13 protein-coding genes are annotated in these 18,929 nt (G+C 67.7%); 8 read left to right on the top strand and 5 right to left on the bottom strand.

Features of this window, described 5'->3' with window-relative positions:
- Window positions 1-8: 8 nt before the first annotated feature.
- The 4 genes from ABLE93_RS05965 to ABLE93_RS05950 form a co-directional block, all read right to left on the bottom strand.
- Complete coding sequence (locus tag ABLE93_RS05965) at window positions 9-2,387, bottom strand: xanthine dehydrogenase family protein molybdopterin-binding subunit (protein WP_348838640.1); 2,379 nt, start codon at window positions 2,385-2,387, stop codon at window positions 9-11.
- A 64-nt stretch (window positions 2,388-2,451) separates the two neighbouring features.
- The gene (locus ABLE93_RS05960; RefSeq protein WP_348839328.1) at window positions 2,452-2,940 is read right to left on the bottom strand and encodes a (2Fe-2S)-binding protein; all 489 of its coding nucleotides are present in this window, start codon (window positions 2,938-2,940) and stop codon (window positions 2,452-2,454) included.
- Window positions 2,941-3,171: 231 nt separating this feature from the next.
- Complete coding sequence (locus ABLE93_RS05955) at window positions 3,172-4,821, bottom strand: long-chain-fatty-acid--CoA ligase (protein ID WP_348838639.1); 1,650 nt, start codon at window positions 4,819-4,821, stop codon at window positions 3,172-3,174.
- A gap of 218 nt (window positions 4,822-5,039) precedes the next feature.
- Window positions 5,040-6,359 (bottom strand): OmpP1/FadL family transporter, encoded by a 1,320-nt coding sequence (locus ABLE93_RS05950; protein ID WP_348838638.1) that lies wholly within the window; start codon window positions 6,357-6,359, stop codon window positions 5,040-5,042.
- A gap of 385 nt (window positions 6,360-6,744) precedes the next feature.
- On the opposite strand from ABLE93_RS05950, the gene ABLE93_RS05945 reads away from it, so the two are divergent.
- The 5 genes from ABLE93_RS05945 (at window position 6,745) to ABLE93_RS05925 (ending at window position 13,437) form a co-directional block, all read left to right on the top strand.
- Window positions 6,745-7,182 carry a MerR family transcriptional regulator gene (locus ABLE93_RS05945; protein WP_348838635.1) on the top strand — a complete coding sequence of 146 codons (438 nt, stop codon included), beginning with the start codon at window positions 6,745-6,747 and terminating at the stop codon, window positions 7,180-7,182.
- Window positions 7,183-7,275: 93 nt separating this feature from the next.
- The gene (locus ABLE93_RS05940) at window positions 7,276-8,445 is read left to right on the top strand and encodes a thiolase family protein (protein WP_348838633.1); all 1,170 of its coding nucleotides are present in this window, start codon (window positions 7,276-7,278) and stop codon (window positions 8,443-8,445) included.
- 11 nt (window positions 8,446-8,456) lie between these two features.
- Entirely contained in the window at window positions 8,457-10,787 is a 2,331-nt protein-coding gene (locus ABLE93_RS05935; protein ID WP_348838632.1) for a 3-hydroxyacyl-CoA dehydrogenase/enoyl-CoA hydratase family protein, read from the top strand.
- A gap of 188 nt (window positions 10,788-10,975) precedes the next feature.
- Entirely contained in the window at window positions 10,976-12,766 is a 1,791-nt protein-coding gene (locus ABLE93_RS05930; RefSeq protein ID WP_348838631.1) for an acyl-CoA dehydrogenase C-terminal domain-containing protein, read from the top strand.
- Window positions 12,767-13,125: 359 nt separating this feature from the next.
- Entirely contained in the window at window positions 13,126-13,437 is a 312-nt protein-coding gene (locus tag ABLE93_RS05925) for an SCP2 sterol-binding domain-containing protein (RefSeq protein WP_348838630.1), read from the top strand.
- Window positions 13,438-13,472: 35 nt separating this feature from the next.
- Here the strand turns inward: ABLE93_RS05925 and ABLE93_RS05920 are convergent, their stop codons facing one another.
- Window positions 13,473-15,524 (bottom strand): acyltransferase family protein, encoded by a 2,052-nt coding sequence (locus ABLE93_RS05920; RefSeq protein WP_348838629.1) that lies wholly within the window; start codon window positions 15,522-15,524, stop codon window positions 13,473-13,475.
- Between the two features lie 262 nt (window positions 15,525-15,786).
- Here ABLE93_RS05920 and ugpB point away from each other — a divergent pair, with 262 nt between their 5' ends.
- From ugpB to ugpE, 3 genes are read left to right on the top strand one after another with little or no spacing between them, the layout of a single operon-like run.
- Window positions 15,787-17,142, top strand: a complete 1,356-nt coding sequence (gene ugpB / locus ABLE93_RS05915; protein ID WP_348838627.1) for a sn-glycerol-3-phosphate ABC transporter substrate-binding protein UgpB — start codon at window positions 15,787-15,789, stop codon at window positions 17,140-17,142.
- Window positions 17,143-17,172: 30 nt separating this feature from the next.
- Window positions 17,173-18,057, top strand: coding sequence for a sn-glycerol-3-phosphate ABC transporter permease UgpA (gene ugpA / locus ABLE93_RS05910; RefSeq protein WP_348838625.1), 885 nt, complete (start codon window positions 17,173-17,175; stop codon window positions 18,055-18,057).
- Between the two features lies 1 nt (window position 18,058).
- Window positions 18,059-18,910 carry a sn-glycerol-3-phosphate ABC transporter permease UgpE gene (gene ugpE / locus ABLE93_RS05905; RefSeq protein WP_348838624.1) on the top strand — a complete coding sequence of 284 codons (852 nt, stop codon included), beginning with the start codon at window positions 18,059-18,061 and terminating at the stop codon, window positions 18,908-18,910.
- Window positions 18,911-18,929 lie beyond the last annotated feature (19 nt).

Raw genomic sequence — 18,929 nt, 5'->3', positions numbered from 1 at the left:
GCGTCCTCCTATTCCGCGGCCTGCCGGGCGGCGCGCGCCTGGCAGATGGCCCAGACCTTGGCCGGAGTGGCCGGCATGGGCACATCCTCCGTGCCCAGAGCGTCGGTGAGCGCGTTGATGACGGCCGGCGGCGCGCCGATGGCGCCCGCCTCGCCGCAGCCCTTAATGCCAAGCGGGTTGGAGGGGCAGCGGGTCTGCGTGAGCCCCACGGTGAAGGACGGCAGGTCGCCCGCCCGGGGCATGGTGTAGTCCATGTAGGAGCCGGTCACGAGCTGACCGTCCGAATCGTAGGTGACACCCTCCATCAGCGCCTGCCCGATGCCCTGCCCGATGCCGCCGTGGACCTGGCCTTCCACGATCATCGGATTGATGATCATGCCGAAATCGTCGATGGCCACGAATTGCTTGATCTCGACGACGCCGGTCTCCGGGTCCACCTCGAGCTCGCAGATGTGGCAGCCGGCGGGGAAGGTGAAGTTGGTGGGGTCGTAGAACGCCCCCTCCTTCAGTCCCGGCTCGATCTCCGAGGTGGGGAATTTGTGCGCCACATAGGCGTTCAGCGCCACCTCGGCGAAGGCAAGGGAACGGTCGGTGCCGGCGACGGTGAACTTGCCGTCCTTGAACTCGATATCGCCCTCGGAGGCCTCCAGCATGTGGGCGGCGATCTTCTTCGCCTTGGCCTCCACCTTGTCGAGCGCCTTGACGATGGCGGACATGCCCACCGCGCCGGAGCGCGAGCCATAAGTGCCCATGCCGAACTGCACCTTGTCGGTGTCGCCATGGACCACGGTGATCTGGTCGATGGGGATGCCGAGCCGGGAGGAAACCAGCTGCGCAAATGTGGTCTCGTGACCCTGCCCGTGGCTGTGGGAGCCGGTGAGGACTTCCACATTGCCGGTGGGATTGACGCGCACCTCGGCGCTCTCCCACAGGCCGACACCAGCCCCGAGCGAGCCCACCGCAGCGGATGGGGCGATGCCGCAGGCCTCGATATAAGCGGAGAGGCCGATGCCCCGCAGCTTGCCGCGCGCCTCGGATTCCGCGCGGCGAGCCGGGAAGCCCTTGTAGTCCGCCACCTCCAGCGCCTTGTCGAGGGAGGCGACATAGTCGCCCGCGTCGTAGCACATGATGACGGGGGTCTGGTGGGGGAAGGCAGTGATGAAGTTGCGCCGGCGGAACTCCGCCGGGTCTTCGCCGCGCTCGCGCGCCGCCTTCTCCACGATGCGCTCGAGGAGGAAGGTCGCCTCCGGCCGCCCTGCGCCGCGATAGGCATCCACCGGTGCCGTGGTGGTGTAGATGGCATCCACCGCGCAATGGATCGCCGGGATGTCATACTGGCCCGACAGCAGCGTCGCGTAGAGATAGGTCGGGATGGAGGAGGCGAAGGTGGAGAGATAGGCGCCCATGTTGGCGCGGGTCTTCACCCGCAGCGCCAGGATCCGGCCATCGGCATCCTGCGCCAGCTCGGCATGGGAGATGTGATCGCGGCCATGGGCGTCGGAAAGGAAGGCCTCCGATCGGTCCGCCGTCCACTTCACCGGCCGGCCCACCTTCTTGGCCGCCCAAGCACAGACCGTCTCCTCCGCATAGATGAAGATCTTGGAGCCGAAGCCCCCGCCCACGTCCGGGGCGATGACGCGCAGCTTGTGCTCGGGCGCGATGCCGACGAAGGCGGAGAGCACCAGGCGCGCCACATGCGGGTTCTGGCTCGTCGTCCACAGGGTGAAGGCCTCGTCGCCGGCGTCATATTCGCCGATGGCGGCGCGCGGCTCGATGGCATTGGGCGCGAGGCGGTTGTTGACGAGGTCGAGGGTCGTCACCTTCGCGGCGCGAGCGAAGGCGGCGTCCGTGGCGGCCTTGTCGCCCAGCTCCCACTCGAAGGCGGTGTTGCGCGGCGCGCAGTCGTGGATCTGCTCGCCCTCCGTCGCCGTTGCGAGGTCGGCAACCGCCGGCAGGAGCTCGTACTCCACCTCCACCGCCAAGGCGGCATCCTTGGCAATGTTGAGCGTCTCTGCGATAACGACGGCCACGTGGTCGCCCACGTAGCGCACCTTCTCCTTAGCCAGCGCCGGATGAGAGCCCATCTTCATGGGACTGCCATCGGTGGAATGGATCATCCAGCCGCAGATGAGATCGCCGACGCCATCGGCGGCGAGGTCCGCGCCGGTCAGCACGTCCACCACGCCCGGGATCGCCTTGGCGGCGGTGGCGTCGAGATGGCGGATGCGGGCGTGGGCATAAGGCGAGCGGACGAAATAGGCATAGGCCTGACCGGGCCGGTCGAGATCGTCCGTATAGCGGCCCTTGCCGGTGATGAAGCGGAAGTCTTCCTTGCGCCTGACGGCGGCGCCGATGGGCGTGACGGAGCTGGAAACGCTGGCGTTCATGGGTGTCCTCCCACGGGGACGGCCTGAAGGTCTTGCAGGGTCCGGCGCAGCCGGGGCGCGGAGCCTATTCGGCGGCGCGGGGCGCCTCGGCCATATGCGCCTCGCCCATGGCCCGGGCGCCGGCGGCCACCGCCTTGACGATGTTGTGGTAGCCGGTGCAGCGGCAGAGGTTGCCGTCGAGATTCTCGCGGATGGTCGCCTCATCCAGGCCCGGACCGTAGCGGGCGACGAGGTCCACCGCGCTCATGATCATGCCCGGCGTGCAGAAGCCGCACTGGAGGCCGTGGTTCTCGCGGAAGGCCTCCTGCATGGGATGCAGCACCCCGCCCTTTGCGAGCCCCTCGATGGTGGTGACGGCCGCCCCATCCGCCTGGACGGCGAGCATGGTGCAGGATTTCACCGCCCCGCCGTCGAGATGGACCACACAGGCGCCGCACTGGCTGGTGTCGCAGCCCACATGCGTGCCGGTGAGGTCGAGCGCCTCGCGCAGGAAGCTGACCAGCAGCATGCGCGGATCGACCTCGGCGGAGACCGCCTTGCCGTTGACGGTCATGCTGATGGGGATACGGACGACGGTGGCGCCGGCAACCGCAACGCGGGCGGCGTTCAAGGCCTCGGACATGCCTTCCTCCCTGAGCCGGCCCGGTCGCGGCGCGGAGTTGGCCTCCACGTCCGCCCCATCATGAGGGGTCGGCATTTATCATTGGTCCAATCTGAGACCCTGCGGGCGACGCGGTCAAGATACCGTTGGCCTGCGCGTGCCCTTCGACGTCCGACGGACGACTCAGCCCTGGGCCTTCTGGCGCTCCTCCTCCACCAGCTCCTTCTTGGAAAGCTTGCCCACCACGCTCTTCGGGAGGCTCTCGCGGATCTCGATGCCCTTGGGCATCTCGATCTTGGAGATTTGCGCGGCGAGGAAGGCCATCAGTTCCTCGGGCGTCGCCTCGGCATCCTTGCGCAGGGTTACGAAGGCTTTGGGCGCCTGGCCGCGGTAGCTGTCGGGAACGCCGATGGCCACAGCCTCCGCCACTGCGGGATGCAGGTACAAAGCCTCCTCGATGGCGCGGGGGTAGACATTGTAGCCGCCGCACAGGATCACGTCCTTGATGCGGTCCACAAGGAACAGGTAGCCGTCGGCGTCGAGATAGCCCACGTCGCCGGTGCGCAGCGCGCCGTCGATGAAAGCGTTGGCGGTCTCCTCGGGCCGGTTCCAATAGCCCGACATCACCTGCGGCCCGCGCACGCAGACCTCGCCCTTCTCGCCCACCGGCATCAGCCGCCGGGGATCGGCGAGATCGCGGATCTCGATCACCGTCTGCGGCAGCGCCAGCCCGACCGAGCCGTCCTTCACCAGGCCGAGGGGCGGGTTGGCGCTGACCACCGGCGAGGTCTCGCTGAGGCCATAGCCTTCCACTAGCCGGCAGCCGGTGAGCTGCTGGAAGCGCTCGCGCACATCCTGCGGCAGCGGCGCTCCGCCCGAAATGCACAAAGTGAGCGAGGACAGGTCGCGCTGCTCGATGCCCTCCACATTGTTGATGGCACCGTAAATGGTGGGCACGCCCGGAAACATGGTGGGCTTTTCGCGCTCGATGTCGTCGAGCAGGCCCATCAGGTTGAAGCGCGGCACCAGCACGATCTCGGCACCGAGGCAGATGGGGATAAGCATCACCGTCTGCATGGCGAACACGTGGAATAGCGGCAGGACGCCAAGCACCCGCGTGACGCCGATCCGCTCGCAATCGGCGTGCAGGATGAGCTGGCGGACGTTGGCGGAAACGTTGGCGTGGGTGAGCATGGCACCCTTGGGCACGCCGGTGGTGCCCCCGGTATATTGCAGTACGGCAAGATCGGTCTGAGGATCCACCGGCACGGGGCGAGGCCGGGCGCCGTGCTTCAACAGCCGGTCATAGTTGAGGTGCAGCCCGTCGCCGGTGCTGTAGTCCGCCTTTTCCTTGCGCTTGAAGAGGTTGAAGAGAAGGCCCTTGGGAAAGGGCAGGATGCCGGCCATGGGGCAGACGATGATGCTCTTCAGCCCCGATTCCTGCGCCACCGCCGCGACCCGCGCGTGGATCAGCTTGAGGTCGGGCACCACCATGATGGAGGTGCCGGAATCACGGATCTGGTGCCGCAGCTCGCGCTCCACATAGAGCGGCGAGAAGTTCACCACCGTGCCGCCCGCCTTCATCACAGCGAAGAAGAAGATGACGGAATAGGGCGTGTTGGGCAGGCACAGGCCGACCCGCGTGCCCTTGCCCACCCCTTGGGCCTGAAGGCCGGCCGCGACCCGGTCCACGGCCGCACCGAGCTCGGCATAGGTCCATTTGCGTCCGAGGAAACTCAGCGCCGTGTGTGGGCCGTGTTCCGCGACGCTGATATCGAGAAGCTCGGGAACGGGCGACAGGGCGAGGGCCCCGGCATCGGTGCGATGGAGCATGACGTCCCTCCTCCCGCCGGCGCCATTTTCATTGTCTTGCCATGGCCGGCGGTTCCAGTCACTGACGTTGGGTCACACACGCCTGCGTTCAAGACGTCCGCGCGCCGCCCGTTGATGCGCGCACACGCAGGACATTTGGCAAACCACCGTGCGCGGCGATTGCGTCGGTCTCGCGATGGCCCGCGTTGGCCCCGCCGCAAGGCGGGGCCAACGGCACCTTACTTGGTGATGAGCGCAGGGGCAGCCGGCGCGTTGAACTTGTAGCGCAGGCCCACCGAGACGATGTCGGCATAGCTGTCGTTGACCTGCGCCACCAGCGTGCCGCGCAGTGCGTTCGCCGGATCGGCAGGGGTGAGGAAGATCGAGCTCGTCTCGCCGAACAGGTGGGTGTAGGCAAAATCGGCCGAGAATTGCGGCGTGAAATTGTAGGTGAAGCCGCCGGAGAGCCAGAAGCGGTTGCTGTCGGGCAGGCGCGGCGAGCGCGTGGAGTCCGGCACCGGCGACAGCTCGTAGCCGAGGCCGGCGCGCAGGGCGAGCTTGGCGTCCCACTGGTATTCGACGCCGCCCGAGAACAGCCAGCCGTCCTCCCACTGCAGGTCGAGGGTGCTGACGGGGATATTGTGGGACTTCACCACCAGCTCCTGCACCGTGGACCAGTTGGTCCACTCCACGGTGCCCAACACCGTCCATTGCGAGGTGAGCTGGGAGCGGAAAGAGGCCGTGATCTGGTCGGGCAGCGTCAGGCCGGCGGTCGCCTGCATCTGGGTGACGGGGATGAGATTGGCGACCGACAGCTGGAGATCGCCGCTGAGGGTGTGGGTGATCTGGGACTTGTAGCCCACGCCGAGGGTCGTGCCGGGCGCCAGCGTGAACAGCACGCCGAGATTGACGCCGTAGCTGATGTCGTCGCCGTTCACCTGGGCATAGAGATTATTGGTGGGCGGGACGATGCCGGCGAACTGGGCATTGGTCAGCTTGGCGTCGATGTAATTGACGTTCAGGCCCGCGCCCAGGGTCAGCCAATCCGTCACCTTGTAGGCGACAGAGGCCTGCGCGTTCATGTCGAAGATGCGGCTGTAGCAGCCGTAATAGCGGCCCGACCAGTTGCACGGCGCATCGGTGACGAGGCCGAAGGGCGAAGTCACGCCGAAGCCGATCGCCCACCTCTCCCAGGCGTAGGTGGCAAAGAAGGTCGGCAGCGTGCCGTTGTCGGTCATGTCGCTGACGCCGAGATTGCCGAGCGACGCGCCGGTGAGAGGCGCGGTCGCGGAAATCACGTCGATGCTGGCGTGGGGCGCGATGTAGGTGATGTTGCCTTCGACATTCAGGCCGGGCGAGAAGCTGATGGCCGCCGGGTTCCAGAACATGGACCCGAGACCCGCCCCGCCGGCGGCCGTGCCGGCAAACGATGTACCCTGATAATAGGAGCTCTGCTCCCTGAGGCCGAAGCCGCCGGCCTGCGCAGCGCTGCCCGCAAGGACCGCGACCGGAACCGCAAGCACCGGACCCACCCGCAAGGCCCATCTGTGCATCGTCATGGAGACCCCTCCTAGGCTTGTTCCTCCGGGCCCGGCACGCTGCGGTGCACTTTACGTTTTTACGGTGCCCTATACGTCACCCAGCATGCCTATTCGCCCCGGATCGTCAACCAGCTTTCCCGGCGCTACGCGCTGCAACCCTGGCGAAGTCCGCCAGCGTGGCACGCCGGCAACAGTGCAGGTGCGGGCGGCCCGGTGTCCATCGCCGACAGGATCGGCGACCCCCGTCATCCACCGCCATTCGTCTTCGCGGCCGCAGCAGACGCCTGTTGTGAACCTCCCCCGGATGTGAAGCCGTTGCCGTGATGTCATCCGGTATTCGGGGCTTGCGCCCAAGGTCAAAGCATGTATCTTCAGGTCTGACAGATGACGTATAGGTGAACCTGTGGCATCGACTGGCAAACGCAGCGGCGCCGGCGCGCTGACCGACACCTTCTTCACGGTCACCGAGCTTGCGCGCGACCTCTCCGTCACGCCCCGCACCATCCGCTTCTACGAGGACAAGGGGCTCATCGCCCCCCGCCGCGCCGGAACCATGCGCGTCTACACCAAGCGCGATCGGGCGCGGATGGTGCTGATCCTGCGCGGCAAGCGGCTCGGGTTCTCGCTGCGCGAGATCAAGGACTATCTCGACCTCTACGACATGGACCCGAGCCAGGCCGAGCAGATCCGCCTGCTGCTCAAGAAGGTGCAGAACCGCCTGGAGATGCTGGAGGACCAGCGGCTCGCGCTGGAAGAGACCATCGTAGAGCTGAAGGAGATCGAGGAGCAGGCCAACTCTGCCCTCGCTCAGGAGGCCGCGGACAAGAAGGCGGCCGGCTAGCCGCCTCGCGACAGCCGCCCTCGGGCGGGATGACCACCAGCCCCGCCCCCAAGCGGCGGGGAAAACAAACAGACAGACAGGCAGGAGAGCCCCATGAGCGCCTCTACGCGCGCCCCCACGCAGAACGTCGTGATCGCGGGCTACGCCCGCTCGCCCTTCACCCTTGCCAAAAAGGGCGACTTGGCCCGCGTGCGTCCCGATGATCTGGCCGCCCAGGTGGTGGCCGAGCTCGTGGCCCGCACCGGCGTGAAGGCCGAGGACATCGAGGATCTCATCGTCGGCTGTGCCTTTCCCGAGGCCGAGCAGGGCTTCAACATTGCCCGCCTCATCGGCATGATCGCGGGACTCCCGCAATCGGTGGCCGGCACCACGGTGAACCGCTTCTGCGGCTCGTCCATGCAGTCGGTCCATATGGCGGCGGGGCAGATCCAGCTCGGTGCCGGCGACGCCTTCATCTGCGCCGGAATCGAGAGCATGAGCCGCGTGCCCATGACCGGCTTCAACCCCATGCCCAACCCGGCGCTCTACAAGTCCATGCCGGCCGCCTACATGGGCATGGGCGACACGGCCGAGAACGTGGCGCACAAGTGGCAGATCACCCGCGCGGACCAGGATGCCTTTGCGCTGAAGAGCCAGCAGAAGGCTGCCGCCGCCCAGGCTGACGGGCGCTTCAAGGACGAGATCGTCCCCATCAAAGCCAACGGGAAGGTCAACGCCACCGTGACCGAGGACGGCTGCATCCGCCCCGAGTCGACGATGGAAGGTCTCGCCGGCCTCAAGCCCTCCTTCGACGAGAACGGCACGGTGACGGCCGGCACCTCCTCCCCCCTCACCGATGGCGCGTCCGCGGTGCTGGTCTGTTCCGAGGCCTATGCCGAGAAGCACGGTCTCACCCCCCTCGCCCGGCTGACGAGCGTGGCGGTAGCCGGCTGTGCGCCGGAGATCATGGGCATCGGCCCCGTCGCCGCGACCAAGAAGGCCCTTGCCCGCGCCGGCATCGACATCTCCGAGATCGACGTGGTGGAGCTGAACGAGGCGTTTGCCTCCCAGGCCCTCGCCTGCCAGCGCGAGCTGGGCATCAAGGACGAAAAGCTGAATCTCGACGGCGGCGCCATCGCGCTCGGCCATCCCCTCGGCGCCACCGGGGCGCGTATCGTCGGCAAGGCCGCCTCCCTGCTCAAGCGCGAGGGCGGCAAATATGCCCTCGCCACCCAGTGCATCGGCGGCGGTCAGGGCATCGCCACCGTCCTCGAGCGCGTCTGAGGGAGGCTCTCATGGCGTTCGAGATCAAGAAGGTCGCCGTCATCGGCGCTGGCGTCATGGGCGCGGGCATCGCCGCCCATGTGGCCAATGCGGGCGTGGAGGTGCTGCTCCTCGATATCGTTCCGGAGGGCGCGGCCAACCGCAACGTCATCGCCGAGACGGCCGTGGAGAAGCTGCTGAAGGCCGATCCCGCCCCCTTCATGTCCAAGGCGGCGGCGAAGCTGGTGAAGTCCGGCAACATCGAGGACGATCTTTCCGGCCTCGCGGACTGTGACCTCATCATCGAGGCCATCATCGAGCGGCTCGATCTGAAGCAGGCGCTGTACGCGAAGATCGAGGCGGCGCGCCGGCCGGGCTCGGCGGTGTCGTCCAACACCTCGACCATTCCGCTCGCCGACCTCACGGCCGGACTGCCGGAGAGCTTCCGGCGCGATTTCCTCATCACCCATTTCTTCAATCCGCCCCGCTACATGCGGCTGCTGGAGATCGTCTGCGGGGCGGAGACGAATCCTGACACGGTGGCGGCCGTCGCCCGCTTCGCCGACGTGAAGCTCGGCAAGACGGTGGTGATGTGCAAGGACACGCCCGGCTTCATCGCCAACCGGCTCGGCACCTACTGGCTGCAGCTGGCGGTGGGCGAGGCCTTTGGGCTGGGCATGAAGGTGGAGGATGCCGACGCCGTGATGGGCCGCCCCTTCGGCTTTCCCAAGACCGGCGTGTTCGGCCTCATCGACCTGGTGGGCCTCGATCTGATGCCCCATGTGCAGGGCTCGCTGAAGCGGGCGCTTCCGGCCACGGACCCTTTCCACGCAACGCTTCGCGACGAGCCGCTGATCGAGAAGATGATCTCGACCGGCTACACCGGCCGCAAGGGCAAGGGCGGCTTCTACCGGCTGAACCGCGACGGCGGCCAGAAGCTCAAGGAAGCCATAGACTTGTCCACGGGCGATTATCGCCCGCAGGGCAAAGCAAACGTCGCCGAGCTGGAAGACGGCGGCGGCAGGGACCTCTTCGCCCTCCTCTCCTCCCCGGGCGAAGGCGGGCGCTATGCCCGCGCGGTGATGGTGCGCACGCTCGCCTACGCGGCCCGACTGGTGCCCGAGGCGGCGGACGACATCGTCGCCATCGATGATGCCATGCGCTTGGGATATAACTGGAAATTCGGCCCGTTCGAGCTCATCGACACCATCGGCGCGGCCCGCCTCATCGCGCTGCTGAAGGCCGATGGGGAAGAGGTGCCGCCGCTGCTGGCGCTTGCCGCCGACACCCCGTTCTACCGGGTGGAAAACGGCCGGCGTCAATACCTTGCGCTGGATGGCACCTACCGCGACATCGTCCGCCCCGAGGGCGTGCTGCTGCTCGCCGACATCAAGCTGCGCTCCGAACCGCTGATGAAGAACAGCTCGGCCGCGCTGTGGGATATCGGCGATGGGGTCGTGTGCCTCGAATTCACCTCCAAGAGCAATTCGCTGGACGAGGGCATCATCACGCTGCTCGCCAAGGCGCTGAAGCTGGTGAAGGACAAGTACAAGGCGCTCGTCATCTACAACGAGGGCTCGAACTTCTCCGTCGGCGCCAATCTCGGCCTCGCTCTGTTTGCCTGCAACATCGGCGCCTTCGGCGAGGTCGAGAAACTCGTCGCCACCGGCCAGAAGACCTATCAGGACGTGAAGTACGCCCCCTTCCCGGTGGTGGCCGCGCCGTCCGGCATGGCGCTGGGCGGCGGGTGCGAGATTCTGCTGCATGTCGGTGCGGTTCAGGCCCATGCCGAGAGCTATATCGGGCTCGTCGAATGCGGAGTCGGCGTTCTGCCGGCCTGGGGCGGCTGCACCGCCATGCTGGAGCGCTGGGCGAGCGACCCGAAATTCCCCAAGGGACCCATGCCGGCCCCCTCGAAGGTGTTCGAGACGGTCTCCACCGCCACCGTCGCCAAGTCCGCCGCCGAGGCGAAGGAGCTGAAGTTCCTGCGCGAGAGCGACGGCATCACCATGAACCGCGACCGGCTCCTGGCCGACGCGAAGGCCAAGGCCCTGTCCATGGTGGATGGGTACACGCCGCCCAAGCCCGTGGAGTTCTTCCTGCCCGGCCCGTCGGGCAAGGTGGCCATGGACATGGCGGTGGAAGGCTTCGCCAAAAGGGGCATGGCGACGAAGCACGACAAGGTGGTCTCCGCGGCCCTCGCCGAGGTGCTCACGGGCGGGGATGCCGACCACATCGCCCCGGTACCGGCGGCGCGGGTGCTGGAGCTGGAGCGGGAAGGCTTCATGAAGCTCATCCGCACCGAGGCCACGCTGGACCGCATCGAGCATATCCTCGAGACCGGCCGGCCGTTGAGGAATTGAGGGATAGAGCGCCGTCGCCCTCCGGCTTGACCGGAGGGCCCATGGTCGGGCCGGGACAAAACAACGGCGGCGGCCGAACGACGCGATAGACCCTCCGGTCAAGCCGGAGGGTGACGGCGTCGAAGGAAATCAATCGCTTCCCTTCCTGAGGAAGGACGACGCGAAGCACGACACGGGAGCCCAACGCCATGCAGGTCTATACCCCCCCGCTGCGCGACATGCGCTTCGTCCTCCACGAGCTGCACGGCAGCGAGGAGCTGAGCAAACTCAAGGGGCTGGAGGAGCTTTCGCCCGACCTCATCGATGCGGTGCTGGAGGAGGCGGGCAAGTTCGTCACCGAGGTGCTCGCGCCGCTCAACCAGTCCGGCGACCTTGAGGGCTGCACCTATGAGAACGGCGTGGTGCGCACGCCGAAGGGCTTCAAGGAGGCCTACACCGCCTTCCGTGAGGGCGGCTGGAACGGCATCGCCTGCGATCCGCAATATGGCGGACAGGGTCTGCCGGCGAGCGTGAACAAGCTGGTGGAAGAGATGCTGTGCTCGGGCAACCTTGCCTTCGGCATCTGCCCCGGCCTCACCCACGGCGCCTATCAGGCGCTGAAGGCCTATGCCTCGCAGGAGCTGAAGGACCGCTTCCTGCCCAAGATGGTGGATGGCGTGTGGTCCGGCTCCATGTGCCTCACCGAGCCGCAGTGCGGCACCGATCTCGGTCTCGTGCGCACCAAGGCGGAGCCGCAGCCGGATGGGTCCTACAAGGTCACCGGCAACAAGATCTTCATCTCCGCCGGCGAGCAGGACATGACGGAGAACATCGTCCACCTGGTGCTCGCCCGCCTGCCGGACGCGCCCAAGGGAATCAAGGGCATCTCCCTGTTCCTCGTCCCGAAGTTCCTGCCGAAGGAGGATGGCTCCGTCGGCCCGCGCAACGGCGTGCTGTGCACCGGTATCGAGCACAAGATGGGCATCCACGGCTCGTCCACCTGCCAGATGTCGTTCGACGAGGCCACCGGATGGCTCGTGGGCGAGCCCCACAAGGGCATGCGCGCCATGTTCGCCATGATGAATTCGGAGCGCCTCTCCGTGGGCACGCAGGGCCTCGGCCTCGGCGAGGCCGCCTATCAGGCCGCCGTCGTCTACGCCAAGGAGCGCCTGCAGGGCCGCGCCCTCTCCGGTGCCAAGCATCCGGACAAGCCGGCGGACCCCATCATCGTGCATCCCGACGTGCGCCGCACCCTGATGACCATGCGGGCCTATAACGAGGGCTGCCGGGCGCTCGCCGGCTGGGTGGCGCGCGCCCTCGATCTGATGGAGCGGGCGGAAGACCCGGAAGAGCGCAAGCGCGCCGAGGACTTCACGGCGCTGATGACGCCCATCGTGAAAGCGCTGTTCACGGATCTGGGCTTTGAGGCCACCTCCATGGGCATGCAGGTCTATGGCGGGCACGGCTACATCCGCGACCACGGCATGGAGCAATATGTGCGCGATGCCCGCATCGCCATGATCTACGAGGGCACCAACGGCGTGCAGGCGCTGGATCTCGTGGGCCGCAAGCTGCCGGCGCACATGGGCCGCTACCTGCGCTCCTTCTTCCATCCCGTGCTCAACTACATGGATGCGAAGCTGGACGACGAGAATCTCGGCCCCCTCATCACCCCTCTCTCCAAGGCCTTCGGCGCGCTCCAGCTCGCCACCGCCCATATCGCCGAGAAGGGCCTGAAGGACCCGGAAGAGGCCGGCGCCGCCGCGACGCAGTACCTGCGGCTGTTCGGACTCGTGGCGCTGGGCTACATGTGGGTGCGCATGGCGGAAGTGGCCTACGAGAAGCGCGTCTCCAACCCGGACGACGCCGCCTTCTACGATGCCAAGATCGTCACCGCGCGCTTCTTCATGGAGAAGATCCTGCCGGACGTGGCGGCCCTGTGGGGCTCCATCAAGGCCGGCAAGGGCGCCATGATGGCTCTGGACGAGGCGATGTTCTGAGGGGGCACTGGAGGGGCGAAGGTTTTCCCCGCCTGCCCACACCACCGTCATGCTCCGGCTCGACCGGGGCATCCCTCTCTCCGCCCGGCGCCATGCCCGGGCCTGCCATGGGCCCTCCGGTCAAGCCGGAGGGCGACGGGGGATAGTTAAACCGCCGTCATGCTCCGGCTTGACCGGAGCATCCATCTCTCCACCCGCCCGGTGCCCGGCCGTGCCATGGGCCCTCCGGTCAAGCCGGAGGGCGACGGAGGAAGCACACCGCCGGAACCACCGCCACCCGCCGGCGCGCACGCCCCGCTTCGGCCTGCTATCATTCCCCGCCCGCCCTCTCGGCGGCTTGCTCAAGAGGTAAATCCCCGATGGCCGATCTCTCATCCCTCGTCGAAGCCATGCGCGAGCGCGCGGGCGCCCTCTCCGAGCTCGGCTACAAGGTGCGCTTCGATCTCACGGATACGGGCGAGGCCATCCTGCTGGATGCCACCGGCGGCGGCGTGGAGGTGGGCGAGGGCTCGGGCGAGGCGGACGCGGTGCTGAAGCTCTCCACCGATACGCTCGACAAGCTCATCACCGGACGCATCGGGCCGATGATGGCCTTCTCCACCGGCCGGCTGAAGGTGGAGGGCTCGCAGGGCGTCGCCCTCAAGCTCGCCGGCCTGCTCGACCCGGGCTGAGGCGCGCGGCAAGCCAACCGCCGCAGGGCGACCCCCTAAGGCTTCAGCGCGGCGCTGCCGGAAAAGCCGGCGGAAAGCGCCGCCGCGAGGGTCCGGCGCAGGGCCGCATCCTCGAAGGCGTGGCGCGATCCGGTGGCCGAGAGATGGTCGCCGTCCACATAATAGAAGCTGAGCCCCTCCCCCGCCGTGCAGCGATCGTCGCGGCAGAACACATCGGACATCAGGACGGCGGACACGCCCGGATGGCGCTCGGTCGCGGCGGAGAGCACCGCATTGCCGGGACCGATGGCCTTCAGCGCCTCGGCACGGCTCTGGCCCATGCAGGTCGCCGCGCCGCCCTGACGGTTGAACTCGCGAGCGGCAATGCAGCGCGCCGGGGCCGGCGCATATTCCGGCGGCTGGCCCAGCAGCACCACCTGCGGTCCCATGCGCCGCAGCTCGGCGACGGTGCGCTCCACCATGTGCGCGAATACGCGCTGGCTGTTCTGGCGGCTGGGCGCGTTGCCGCCCGGCAGTTCGTCGGTGACGAGGGTGAAGGCGGGACCGGCCATGGTGGTCCACAGGGACCAGCGGGCCACCAGAACCACCACCTTGGGCTTCACCCGGGCGATCTCCTCCAGCACGGCCACGTTGAAGCCCGCGCACACGCGGCCCGACATCTGGTCGCGCCGCGCCGTGCCGCCGATAAGCGGCGGACAGCCCGCCATGGTCAGCAGGCGGGTGGTGGCCCCGAGTGTCGCCGCCTGCTCGGCGGCGCCGATGAAGGTCGCGCCGGCATGGGAATCGCCCCACACCAGCACGTCGTAGCTGCCGCGCTCGGCACCTGCGCCGAGGGCGCATCGGGCGATGGATTTCATCTGGTCCGGCTGCCAGAAGCGGGCATGGTTGTTGCACTCGCGCTGGAAGGGGCTCTTGTCGTCCATGGCCGCCTCGGCGGCGGCACCGAGGGGCGAGATGGAGAAGAAGCCCCGCCCCGCCTGCGCCAGAGCGAGGGCGACGCCGGAGGTGAGGAGAATGGCGACTGCACCGGCCCCGATGCGGGAGAGCCGACGGCCGCCGAAACGCTCTCCCCGGCGCATGGGCGCCTCCACATATCTCAGCGAGAGGGCCGAGAGCAGGACGGCGAGCGCGATCACCCCGGCGGACTGGAAGTGGGTGAGGTTCCGGCCCTTCCACAGGGCGGCCAGAACCAGCAGCGGCCAGTGCCACAGATAGAGCGCGTAGGAGATGCGGCCCACATAGACCATGGCCGGCAGGCTCAGCACGCGCGCGACGATGTTGCCCGGCGCGAAGCCGCCCCCGTAGATCACGGCCGCGGCGCCCAGAACGGGAGGAAGCGCGGCAAGGCCGGGAAAGGGGGTGTTCTGCCCGTAGAGGAAGACCGGCACGAGGATGCCGGCCGCGCCGGCGATGGCGATCCCCGCCGCGACCAGCCGGGACGCGCGCGGCCACGCCACCAGCGCGAGGAGTGCGCCCACCATCAGCTCCCAGGCGCGGCTGGTGAGGAGGAAGAAAGAGGCCGGCTGGTCGGTCTCGACGATGCTCTGGCCGTAGGCGAGCGAGGCGAGGGCGACGAGCGCCAGCGCCCCCGCCGCGAGGTGCCGCCCGCCCGCCTTCATCAGCACGAAGAGCAGCAGAGGGAATAAGATGTAGAACTGCTCCTCCACCGCCAGCGACCACAGGTGCAGGAGCGGCGTCTCGTCCGCCTTGGGGCCGAAATAATTGATGAGCTCGGCGAAATGGATGTTGGCGTAGAACAGCGCCGAGGGGATCAGCGTGTCCACATAGGTGCCCATCTGCCGCGGCATCAGCACCAGCGCGGCGAGCAGCGTCGTCGCCGCCAGCACCACGAACAGCGCCGGGAAGATGCGCCGGATCCGGCGGTCGTAGAAATCCACCAGCGAATAGGTGCCGGCCGCCATCTCGCGAGAAAGGATGGAGGTGATGAGGAAGCCGGAGATGACGAAGAACACGTCGACGCCGATGAAGCCGCCGTCGAACGGGGGAATGCGGGCGTGGAACAGCACCACGCTGCCGACCGCCACCGCCCTCAGGCCGTCGATGTCGGACCGGTAGGTCAGACTCATCCCGCGTCCCTTGATCTGCGCTTATGCGGCGCACCACCCGCCGGGCGAGGATTTAGCCGCACAACCGGCCGCCCGCAATTGTGCCTCCTGGCAGGCTGGCCCGGCTCAGGCGGACGTGCGGCGCAGCGGCCCCCGCGCGCGGGCGGCTCCGGGCACGCGCGCATTCACCGACGCGTCGTGCACCTGTCATGGCTTCGTCGTGCTAGCCTCGCATCACCACGGGTACGGACGCGGGGCACGGCTCCGCTTCAAGGAGCACGCCATGGCCTCCCTCTGCTCGTTCCTTTCCCTTCGACCCCGCGCGGCCGGCGCTCTCGCGCGGACCGCGGCCGCCTGCACGCTCGCCGCGCTCCTCGCCGCACCGGCGGCGGCGCAGACCCAGATCCAGTGGTGGCACGCCATGTCGGGCCCGCTGGGCGAGAAGCTGGAGAAGCTCGCCAACGACTTCAACGCCTCGCAGGGCGATTACAAGGTGGTGCCGGTGTTCAAGGGCACTTATCCCGAGACCATGACGGGGGCCATCGCCGCCTTCCGGGCGCGCCAGCATCCCGCGATCGTGCAGGTGTTCGAGGTGGGCACCGCCACCATGATGGCGGCCCGCGGCGCGGTCTATCCCACCTACAAGCTCATGGCCGATGCCGGCGAGCCCTTCGATCCCAAGGTGTATCTGCCGGCGGTGACCGGCTATTACACCGATACCGCCGGCAATATGCTGTCGTTCCCGTTCAATTCCTCGACGCCGATCCTCTATATCAACAAGACCCTGTTCAAGCAGGCGGGCCTTGATCCCGAGCAGCCGCCGAAGACGTGGCCGCAGATGGCGACCGCGGCGAAAGCGCTGCAGGCGGCGGGCGTCGCCTGCGGCTTTACCAGCCAGTGGCCGTCCTGGGTCCACCTGGAAAACCTCTCGGCCTGGCACAACGTGGCCATCGGCACCCATGAGAACGGGCTGGGCGGCACCGCCGCGCGCCTTACCATCGCCAATCCGCTGGCGCGCAAGCACTGGGCGATGCTCGCCGAATGGCAGAAGACGCGCGTCTTCGACTACGGCGGCCGCCAGTCGAAGGCGGATCCCAAGTTCTTCACCGGCGAATGCGCCATGAGCATCGGCTCCTCGGCGGCGCGGGCCGGCATCCTCGCCAATTCCAAGTTCGAGCTGGGCTACGGCATGATGCCCTATTGGCCCGACGAGAAGGGCGCGCCGCAGAACTCCATCATCGGCGGGGCGACGCTCTGGGTCCTCACCGGCCGGCCGCAGGCGGAATACAAGGGCGTGGCGAAGTTCTTCACCTATCTGTCCAAGCCCGACGTGCAGGCGTGGTGGCACCAGAACACGGGATACCTGCCCATCACCCAGGCCTCCTACGACCTGACCCGCGCGCAGGGCTTCTATGAGCGCAATCCCGGCACCGACGTCTCCATCCGCCAGATGACGCTCAATCCCCCCACCCCCAATTCCAAGGGGCTCCGCTTCGGCAATTTCGTGCAGATCCGCGACATGATCGAGGAGGAGCTGGAGGCGACCCTGGCGGGGCAGAAGACCGCCGAGGCGGCGCTGGAGGCGGCGCAGAAGCGCGGCAACGCGCTGCTCGAAGCCTTCGAGCAGGCCAACCCGTGAGGCGCCCCGCGCCGGCCCACGCCTGACGCCATGCAGGCGAAGCGCGTCACCTTCCCCGGCCGCCTCGTACCCTACCTGCTGCTCGCGCCGCAGGTGGGGGTGACGCTCGTCTTCTTCCTCTGGCCGGCCGGGCGGGCGCTGCTGTCCTCGCTCTATGCGCAGGATGCCTTCGGGCTGAGCGAGACCTTCGTCGGCCTCGCCAATTTCGCCGCGCTGTTCCGCGATCCCGCCTATCTGGAGGCGGTGGGGGTCTCCTTCGTCTTCGCCGCCTGCGTCACCTTCCTTGCCATGGGCCTCGGCCTCGTGTTCGCCGCGGCGGCGGACGCCGTGGGCAAGGCATCGGGCCTCTACCAGCTGCTGCTGGTGTGGCCCTATGCGGTGGCGCCGGCGGTAGCGGGCGTGCTGTGGCTCTTCATGTTCGATCCCTCCATGGGCATTGTCGCCCGGGCGCTCAAGGCCGCCGGCATTCCCTGGAACCACTTCCTCGACGGCGGACAGGCCCTCGCCTTGGTCATCGTCGCCGCCGCGTGGAAGCAGGTGAGCTACAATTTCCTGTTCTTCTATGCCGGCCTGCGATCCATCCCCACCGGAGCCATCGAGGCGGCGGCCCTCGACGGGGCGGGGCCGCTCCAGCGCTTCCGCCACATCGTGCTGCCGCTGCTGGCTCCCACCACCTTCTTCCTGCTGGTGGTGAACCTCACCTACGCCTTCTTCGACACCTTCGGCATCATCCACGCCACCACCGGCGGCGGGCCGGGGCGGGCCACCACCATCCTGGTCTACAAGGTGTTCCGCGACGGCTTCGAGGGATTGGATCTCGGCGGCTCGGCGGCCCAGTCGGTGGTGCTGCTGGCCATCGTGGTGGCGCTCACCGCCCTCCAGTTCCGCCACATCGAGCGGCGGGTGAACTACTGAGATGGCCGGCCGCTCGCGCCTCGCGCTCCTCCTCGCCCATCTGGTGCTTCTCGCCGGCGTCGCCATCATGGTCCTGCCGGTCTATGTGGCGTTCGTGGCCTCGACGCACCCCGGCGCAGACTTCCTCTCCGGCGGCGTCGGCCTCATCCCCGGCACCCGGTTCATGGAGAACTACCGTCTCGCCTTGCTGGACGGCTCCAGCACGGCGGGCATCCCGCCGGTCGGGCCCATGCTGTGGAACTCGCTGGTGATGGCGCTCGTCATCGCGCTCGGCAAGATCGCCATCTCGCTGCTCTCGGCCTTCGCGGTCTGCTACTTCCGCTTTCCCTTCCGCGCGGCGGCGTTCTGGCTGATCTTCATCACCTTGATGCTGCCGGTGGAGGTGCGCATCCTGCCCACCTTCGAGGTGGTGGCCCATCTCGGCCTGCTGAACAGCTATGCCGGCCTCACCGTGCCGCTGATCGCCAGCGCGACGGCCACCTTCCTGTTCCGCCAGGTGTTCATGACCATCCCGGACGAGCTGACCGAGGCGGCACTGGTGGACGGGGCCGGGCCGCTCACCTTCTTCTGGACGATCCTGCTGCCCCTGTCGCGCACCAACATCGCGGCGCTGTTCGTGATCTTGTTCCTCTACGGCTGGAACCAGTATCTGTGGCCTTTGCTCGTCACCACGGACACATCCTACTACACGGTGGTGATGGGGCTGCGCCGGCTTGTGTCGGCGGCGGGCGAGGCCGACCCGGTGTGGCATCTGGTGATGGCGACCGCCATCCTCGCCATGCTGCCGCCGGTGCTGGTGATCGCCCTAATGCAGCGCCTGTTCGTCCGCGGACTGACCGAGACCGAGAAATAGCGCGCCGCCTCACTCCGGC

The sequence above is a fragment of the Xanthobacter pollutisoli genome (assembly GCF_040044995.1).
Classification (GTDB): domain Bacteria; phylum Pseudomonadota; class Alphaproteobacteria; order Rhizobiales; family Xanthobacteraceae; genus Xanthobacter.
This window is presented reverse-complemented; position numbering and strand designations above follow the sequence as displayed.